The sequence below is a fragment of the Polynucleobacter sp. genome, assembly GCF_040400325.1.
Classification (GTDB): domain Bacteria; phylum Pseudomonadota; class Gammaproteobacteria; order Burkholderiales; family Burkholderiaceae; genus Polynucleobacter.
Map to the genome: position 1 here is coordinate 533,978 of NZ_JBBAQK010000001.1, position 6,873 is coordinate 540,850.

Consider the following 6,873-nt stretch of genomic DNA (forward strand, 5'->3'; position numbering starts at 1 on the left):
TTATAAATTTATTTTTTTGATATTAATTCTTGACCGACTGGCTGACAGACTATCACTCCACCAGAGTTCAATACTTCATTAAACTGATTTAGTTTCTTGCTTAGCTCATATTCTAAAATTAGATTTTTATCATCAGTATCAAAATAATTTATAGCTATTTTTGTGTGTTGATCTTTATTGCGCTTATTCATCGAATCTTTCTTAAAAAAATTTTTGTAAATGATCAATTAATGAGCTAGCTATTAAACAGATTAATACGCTGCGCAGTAATGGCATCAATATTGGCATCTGCAGCTACTGTCGCAGAATTGTTGAGCGCTGCTTCAATCGGCTTTGCTAAAACCTTGCCTAGTTCGACACCAGGTTGGTCAAAGCTATTGATATTCCATAGCACCCCTAGGATAGTGGCGCGATTTTCATAAAGAGCCAAAAGAGCGCCTAGATAAAACGCATTTAACTTAGGCAGAATTAGTAAGTTGCTAGGACGCTTACCAGGGTAGGTATTGTTGGGGTTATCCGTTTGTTTACCGTTTGCTAAGGCTTGCGCTTGTGCTAAACAATTGGACAGCAAAATACGATGATGTTCTTTTGCCTCAGGCAAATGGCTCATTGGTTCACGAATCGCAATGAAGTCAATAGGAATCACTTCTTTGCCCTGATGTAAGAGTTGGAAGTAAGAATGCTGTGCATTACTACCAGAGCTACCAAATACTACCGGGCATGAGAACTGAACGGGCTTACCGTTACGATCAACACTCTTGCCATTACTTTCCATATCAAGCTGCTGCAACCACTTCGGAAACCAATCTAAGGCATCAGCATAGGGAATGACCGCGAAGGATTTAATACCATGCTGCTCTTGTTGATAGAGCAGAGTTAGGGCCATGAGTACCGGTAAATTTTCTTCAAGTGGAGCAGTGCGGTAATGCTGATCAATAGCTTGAGCACCTGCCAAGAATTCTTTAAAAGTATCAAAGCCATACTGCAAGGCAATGGGTAAACCAACTGCTGACCATACGGAATAACGCCCGCCAACCCAATCCCAGAACGGGTAAATATGCTCTTCTTGAACGCCGAATGCTTTGGCAGCGGGCACATTGGCTGTCACAGCAAACAGCGCATTATGAATTTGACTCTCAGTACGACCACTATCCTTTAACCATCTGACTACAGCTTTGGCATTTTTAGTGGTCTCTAAAGTAGTAAATGATTTGGATACAATGATGACGCGAGTACTGTGTGGCAGGGCACGTTGCAGAATACGACCTAATTCAGCGGTATCGATATTGGCTAAGAAATGCATGCGCATGCCACGAGTTTCAATATCGGGAACATGGGCTAAGGCCTCAATTGCTAGGCGAGGCCCAAAATCAGAGCCACCAATACCAATATGAATAACATCTGTTACGCCGACCCATTTATTGCTCAGCGCTTCAATCCGATGCCAGACATCTGCTACTGCTGGCATGACATCTTTACCGTCGACTAATACGGGCTTTTGATCTAAGTTCCGTAGGGCAGAATGAAGAGCGGGCCGATCTTCAGAGGCATTCACATGCTTACCAGCAAATAGATCAGCAATGAACTGCTCTACCTTGGCAGAGCGGGCTTGGGCAAATAGAGATTGCCAGCTTTTAGTGTCGATACCTTGATAGGCGCTATCTAAAACGATATCTGCAGCGCGAAAGACGGATTTTGGGTTTTCTGAAGCAGGATTTAAAGACATCCACAGATTTTATCAATAAGTAGAGGGGTAAATAGCTCAAATCACCCTTAAACCACTGAAAATGTTACGATTTGTGCCTATTCTTACTATTAAATAAGTCAGGAACCAGTGGATGGAGCAGGTAGATTGTGTCGTGATCGGTGCGGGAGTGATCGGCTTAGCCGTCGCACGCGAGATGGCACTGCAGGGACGCGAAACCATCCTCCTAGAACGTGAAAATGCCTTTGGCACCATTAGCAGTGCCCGTAACAGCGAAGTCATTCATGCTGGAATCTATTACCCAAAGGATTCTTTAAAGGCAAAACTTTGTGTTGAGGGGAACCGTCTCTTGTATGAGTATTGCCGTACTCACCAAGTGCCAACACAGCCTTATGGAAAATTGATTGTTGCCAGTGACGATACGCAACTCGATGACTTGCAAGCCATTCTGTATAAAGCCCAAAATAATCAAGTTCCACACATTGAGATGATCTCTGGCGAGAAAGCCAAATCACTAGAGCCCCAACTTCAGTGCTCAGCAGCAATTCTGTCGTCAACTACCGGAATTGTGGATAGCCATACTTATATGCTTTCTTTATTGGGCGGCTTTGAAGATGCAGGGGGTATGGTCGCTTATCAGTCTCCATTGATTAGCGCTAAACCTATAGGCAACGATGCTGAGCAGGGCTTTGTATTAACTATTGGCGGTTCAGATGGTATGCAAATTCAAACTCGCTTATTAATTAATTGTGCAGGTATGAGTGCGCCTGCAATTGCACAAAAAATTGAAGGTCTTGCAAACGATCAAATTCCGAAAGCGTATTTTGCTAAAGGAAATTATTTTTCTCTCCCAGGAAAATCCCCATTTACCCATTTAATCTATCCCATACCCGAGCTAGGTGGATTAGGTGTGCACATCACACTAGATATGGCAGGTCAAGCTAAATTTGGTCCCGATGTTGAGTGGCTTGATATTGAGTCTGAGGATCTTATTGATTACAAAGTAAATGCTACTCGAGGTGAGGGCTTCTATGAGGCTGTCCGTCGATATTGGCCAGGTCTAAAGGACGGATCTTTGCAGCCGGATTATTCAGGGGTGAGAGCAAAAATTGTGCCGCCCAATGTACCAGCAGGAGACTTTTACTTTAATGGACCATCTGATCATAGTTTGAAAGGTCTATTCAATCTCTATGGATTTGAATCACCAGGACTGACCTCCAGCCTCGCTATTGCAAGGCATTTAGAGATCTTGATTAAAGACGCGCTTTAAGGTTTTTAATGCAGAGCATCAAATGGATTGAGTAGTGTAATTTTGAAGCGTCTAAAGTCCTTGGTGTTGCGAGTAACAACAGTTAGTTTTTTTTCAATCGCTGTTGCTGCAATCATGGCATCTTCCCTGACGGTATTTGACTGGGTATGCATGATTTTTGCCCATAAGATGAAAGTAGTGCCAGTCATTGGTAAGATATTGTGAGCATTAGCAATGTCTTGCAGCCATAACTCTAATAATTCAGCTTTTTTCTTGTCTTGCTCACGCGTTAGCTCAATGCCTGCTTGAATCTCACCTATCGATACTGCCGAGACGTAGAGATCCTCATCGGCAATATTTTTATACCACTCTAATACAGCCCCATGCGGCTTAGGCCTACGTAATTCAGAAATAATATTGGTATCTAGTAAGTACATGGAGGCACTTACAGTTTGACTGGCTTGCGAGATAGGCCTTGGCCGCGTTTTGGTAAGACTAACCCTCCTCTTGCTTCTTCTGATAGTAGAAGAGATTTAAGTGATGGTTTGGCTAACTTTTTCAATGTATTCCACTCCTTAATGGTTATGAGAACTGCTGTTTCGTGACCACGCTTCGTCACTACTTGAGGCCCTTGCTCTAAGCAAGCATTCAATAGTTCGCTAAATTTTGCCTTGGCATCTTGTACCGCCCAATAATTATTCATGATTAAGCTCCTGACTAGTTATCTGACTAGTTTAGCAGAATAGGGCTTGTGGGTAAGCCATTAAATCAACAGAATAAAACCGTGAAAGTCAGGAGAAATGTATCTTTATCTGAGTCGTTACTGATTTCCTTATAATGTGTTCTCAGCTAGCGTAGGAAGAGTGGCAGAGCGGTTGAATGCACCAGTCTTGAAAACTGGCGAGGATGAAAGTCCTCCGTGAGTTCGAATCTCACCTCTTCCGCCAAAGTCAATGGGTATTACAAGGGTTTGTGGCGATATAACGGCTTCGTTAAAGAGCCATTCCGTTATGTGGCTCTTGCTTATATAGAAAATGATAGAAAGCTTTAGATTGCTCATCTAAATTAGAAATGTGAGATTTGTCACATCAACCTTAGGAGACTTATATGTTAAAGATCGTTATTGCTAATTTATTAAACAAAAACAAAAAGTATGCTGCTGCTTCTAAGATCCAAGGTGGCACTGGCACTCTACTCGATGGGACCATGTATCACAATATCCCCACCATGTGATTGTTACTCATGGTACTCAAGCACGCCAATTTAATTGAGTATCAAAACTAAACCACTCTCAGGAGTGGTTTTTTTAACTTACTAGTCGTAAAAATGTTAGATATAAATGAATTACTACTCGCTTGCTAAAGAACACCGCAATACTGGATGGTACTTACATCCGCTCACCGGCAATCTGCATCAAGTGAGTTCTGATGCTTTAAGTCATTTTCAATTGGGTGTCTTGCCTAAAAAAGTATTAGATGCTCTGCAGTATTGCCAATATCCCTACAGTTTAAAAGCGCCCAATTTTGAACAAGCATGTGTGTTGGGTAAAACGCAATTACGTACGCTTGATAAATTCTATAATCGCATTATTTTTTTACGAAAGATGAACTATTGGCTTGTGAATCAATATGCCAGTAGCTTTTCACCACTATTTGAGAACTCATTACAAGCCTTTGAGGCTCTTGGGCAGCAAAATCGCTCTGCCTTAACAGATCGGCAAGGCTGCCTAAATCGCACCTTGGCGGCTGCTAAAAGTTCTATTGAATTTAAAAAATCAGGGGTTCTATTTATTGGGGCCGACCTACCTGTAACCAATCTGCATGCTTGGATTATTGAAAAAGACTATCAGCCTGATCCTTGGGATCGGGACTGGATTAATTATTTACCCATTGCTGCATATGCTTATTAAGGGTGGTAATTAAATGATTATTGATAATCCAAAGAATACGACTGCGTATTACTCCACAAAAGATCAATGCTTTGTTGATCAAACCCAAAAGGTTTCTAAAAGTCTATTTACAAATCAATCTTTTGCAGCGCATTTACAAAATGAAACGCTAGCACCGATTCATCTCAATGAGTATCAGCCAGTTTTACCCGATATTTATCCTATCCCTGCAAGAACAAAGTGGGCATTTGAAGGTGGAACTTTTAAAAAGTTAAAAAAGAACATCAAACTCACAGAGGGGCTGACCTTTGAATCATGCTTGAAAAATACTAATCGCCTACTGAAAGCTACTAAAGGCAAAATTGCTATTGAAATTAGTGGTGGCTTAGATTCTTCAATCATGATTGGGATGCTTGAAAAGCTGGGCTGTGAGCCTATTTTGATTGGCACTGTTAGTGAGCTGTATAAATTTCGGACCGAAAAGCATATTCAAGAAAAAATTGCTAAAAAATTTAAGAATGTGATTCTTAGTGAATCATTTTCAATGCAATTTACCAACTTACTTGAAACGCCTGCTCATTTTTTACCTAGCTATACGTCTTTACATCATAAAATTGGCGCTAATACGGTCAGGATGCTGCAAGAGCATGATGTGAAATATGTTTTCCAAGGCATCGCTTTTGATAGCACGCTTGTTGATGCAATAGATAACAATCCTAATGAAATACGCTGGCCAACTTTACAAGATAACTGGTTGCATGATTATGTATTTGCCCCACAAGGTTCAGCCTATATTGATATCGCTGCTCTAACGCCAATTAAGCAAATGCTTTTATCGCTTCGCAATGGTCAAGCTCAGGATACACAAAAATGGTGGGCAAGAAAGTTTTTCGCTAGTGTTATTCCACCAGAGCTGAGTAACTACGCTTACAAAGCGAACTTTGGCCCATTATGGTGGGATGGCCTTCAAGCTAGTTCTGAACAAATAACCCATATTGTAGATACTGCTTGGCAGATTACCGCACTACCTGTTTTTGAGAACTTTAAGATGCAATCGCTATTTGATGGCATGAATAATGGCTCTGGTCGTGTAGGGTTTGCCTTGCTTGGATATGCCAATTGGGTTCATGCACTGCATAAAGCGGATAGGTTAATGGGCTAATGCAAGATTAGAGTTGGTTAAGTAGGGGATAGGTACAAATTAATGGGGCTCTGCTTGACCTACCGTACCTCTTTTTTCTTTATTTTCTTGCAATGCATATTTATTTTCATAGGAAAATATAGAAAACTTTCAATTGTTTGTCTAAATTAAAGATGTGGAATTTTCCACATTAACTTTAGGAGAACGATATGATAAAGATTATGATTGTTAGTTTGTTTACTAAAAATAAGAAATATGCTGCTGCTTCAAAGATTGAAGGAGGTGCTGGCTACGTTCAAGATGGAATGTTACTGTATATAAAAGTATAAATTTGTTTATGAACTTTAGGAGAGCCATTTTATATAGATTCTGATTGCTATCTTGTTTGGAAAAGGCAGGAAGTATGCTGGTAGTAAAGCTTCTTATGAATACGATTGCATGTTTCAATAGTTTAAATTCTTTTTCCTAAGTGGCAAACAAAGCCTCCCAAATGAACTGATCCCCTTGGTTGGACATTAAGTCCAACCAAGGATCGGATCATTGGAACTTTCCGCACGGCTGGTGCAGCAAGGAGAGCTGTCAGAGGCCTGTTGGAATAACCGCTAGGATCAAATTTCTGGAGAAGGTAGCCATACGGCTAGGGATGATTTAAAAAAAGCGGTAATACCATACATATTTTTTTTAAACTTCACAACTTCACAACTTTTGTAGTATAGTATTGGTACTGGGAGAAGAAATGAAGAAACTGGTACCAAAAACACATCAAGCCTTGGAGTTGATAGGTAAAGGTTTGTCTGCAGCCCAGGCAGCTAGAAAGATGGAAATTTCAGAATCCAGTGTGTATGCCGCTTTGAGAAAAACCAGAGCTAAAGATCTGGGGTGTTGTCCAA

9 protein-coding genes and 1 tRNA gene are annotated in these 6,873 nt (G+C 40.8%); 6 read left to right on the forward strand and 4 right to left on the reverse strand.

Translation table 11 applies throughout. The features are described 5' to 3' along the window. Positions 1-8 precede the first annotated feature (8 nt). Both ABWP14_RS02625 and pgi read right to left on the reverse strand, forming a co-directional pair. Positions 9-191 (reverse strand): hypothetical protein, encoded by a 183-nt coding sequence (locus ABWP14_RS02625; RefSeq protein ID WP_353201408.1) that lies wholly within the window; start codon positions 189-191, stop codon positions 9-11. A gap of 44 nt (positions 192-235) precedes the next feature. Next, positions 236-1,726: a glucose-6-phosphate isomerase gene (gene pgi / locus ABWP14_RS02630; protein WP_353201409.1), complete on the reverse strand. Its 1,491-nt coding sequence runs from the start codon at positions 1,724-1,726 to the stop codon at positions 236-238. Between the two features lie 112 nt (positions 1,727-1,838). Here pgi and ABWP14_RS02635 point away from each other — a divergent pair, with 112 nt between their 5' ends. Continuing rightward, positions 1,839-2,975 carry an NAD(P)/FAD-dependent oxidoreductase gene (locus ABWP14_RS02635; RefSeq protein WP_353201410.1) on the forward strand — a complete coding sequence of 379 codons (1,137 nt, stop codon included), beginning with the start codon at positions 1,839-1,841 and terminating at the stop codon, positions 2,973-2,975. A gap of 5 nt (positions 2,976-2,980) precedes the next feature. Here ABWP14_RS02635 and ABWP14_RS02640 read toward each other — a convergent pair whose 3' ends face one another. Further along, positions 2,981-3,391 carry a type II toxin-antitoxin system VapC family toxin gene (locus tag ABWP14_RS02640; protein ID WP_353201411.1) on the reverse strand — a complete coding sequence of 137 codons (411 nt, stop codon included), beginning with the start codon at positions 3,389-3,391 and terminating at the stop codon, positions 2,981-2,983. Positions 3,392-3,399: 8 nt separating this feature from the next. Next, complete coding sequence (locus ABWP14_RS02645) at positions 3,400-3,657, reverse strand: type II toxin-antitoxin system Phd/YefM family antitoxin (protein ID WP_353201412.1); 258 nt, start codon at positions 3,655-3,657, stop codon at positions 3,400-3,402. A 154-nt stretch (positions 3,658-3,811) separates the two neighbouring features. Between ABWP14_RS02645 and ABWP14_RS02650 the strand changes: the two genes are divergently transcribed. The 5 genes from ABWP14_RS02650 to ABWP14_RS02670 all read left to right on the forward strand — a co-directional run. Next, positions 3,812-3,901 (forward strand) — tRNA-Ser (locus tag ABWP14_RS02650). 160 nt (positions 3,902-4,061) lie between these two features. After that, positions 4,062-4,187 carry a hypothetical protein gene (locus ABWP14_RS02655; protein WP_353201413.1) on the forward strand — a complete coding sequence of 42 codons (126 nt, stop codon included), beginning with the start codon at positions 4,062-4,064 and terminating at the stop codon, positions 4,185-4,187. A gap of 106 nt (positions 4,188-4,293) precedes the next feature. Next, positions 4,294-4,863: a hypothetical protein gene (locus tag ABWP14_RS02660; RefSeq protein ID WP_353201414.1), complete on the forward strand. Its 570-nt coding sequence runs from the start codon at positions 4,294-4,296 to the stop codon at positions 4,861-4,863. 13 nt (positions 4,864-4,876) lie between these two features. Then, positions 4,877-6,004, forward strand: coding sequence for a hypothetical protein (locus ABWP14_RS02665; RefSeq protein WP_353201415.1), 1,128 nt, complete (start codon positions 4,877-4,879; stop codon positions 6,002-6,004). 715 nt (positions 6,005-6,719) lie between these two features. Continuing rightward, positions 6,720-6,873, forward strand: a 154-nt coding sequence (locus tag ABWP14_RS02670) for a sigma factor-like helix-turn-helix DNA-binding protein (protein WP_353201452.1), incomplete at its 3' end; no start/stop codon positions are given.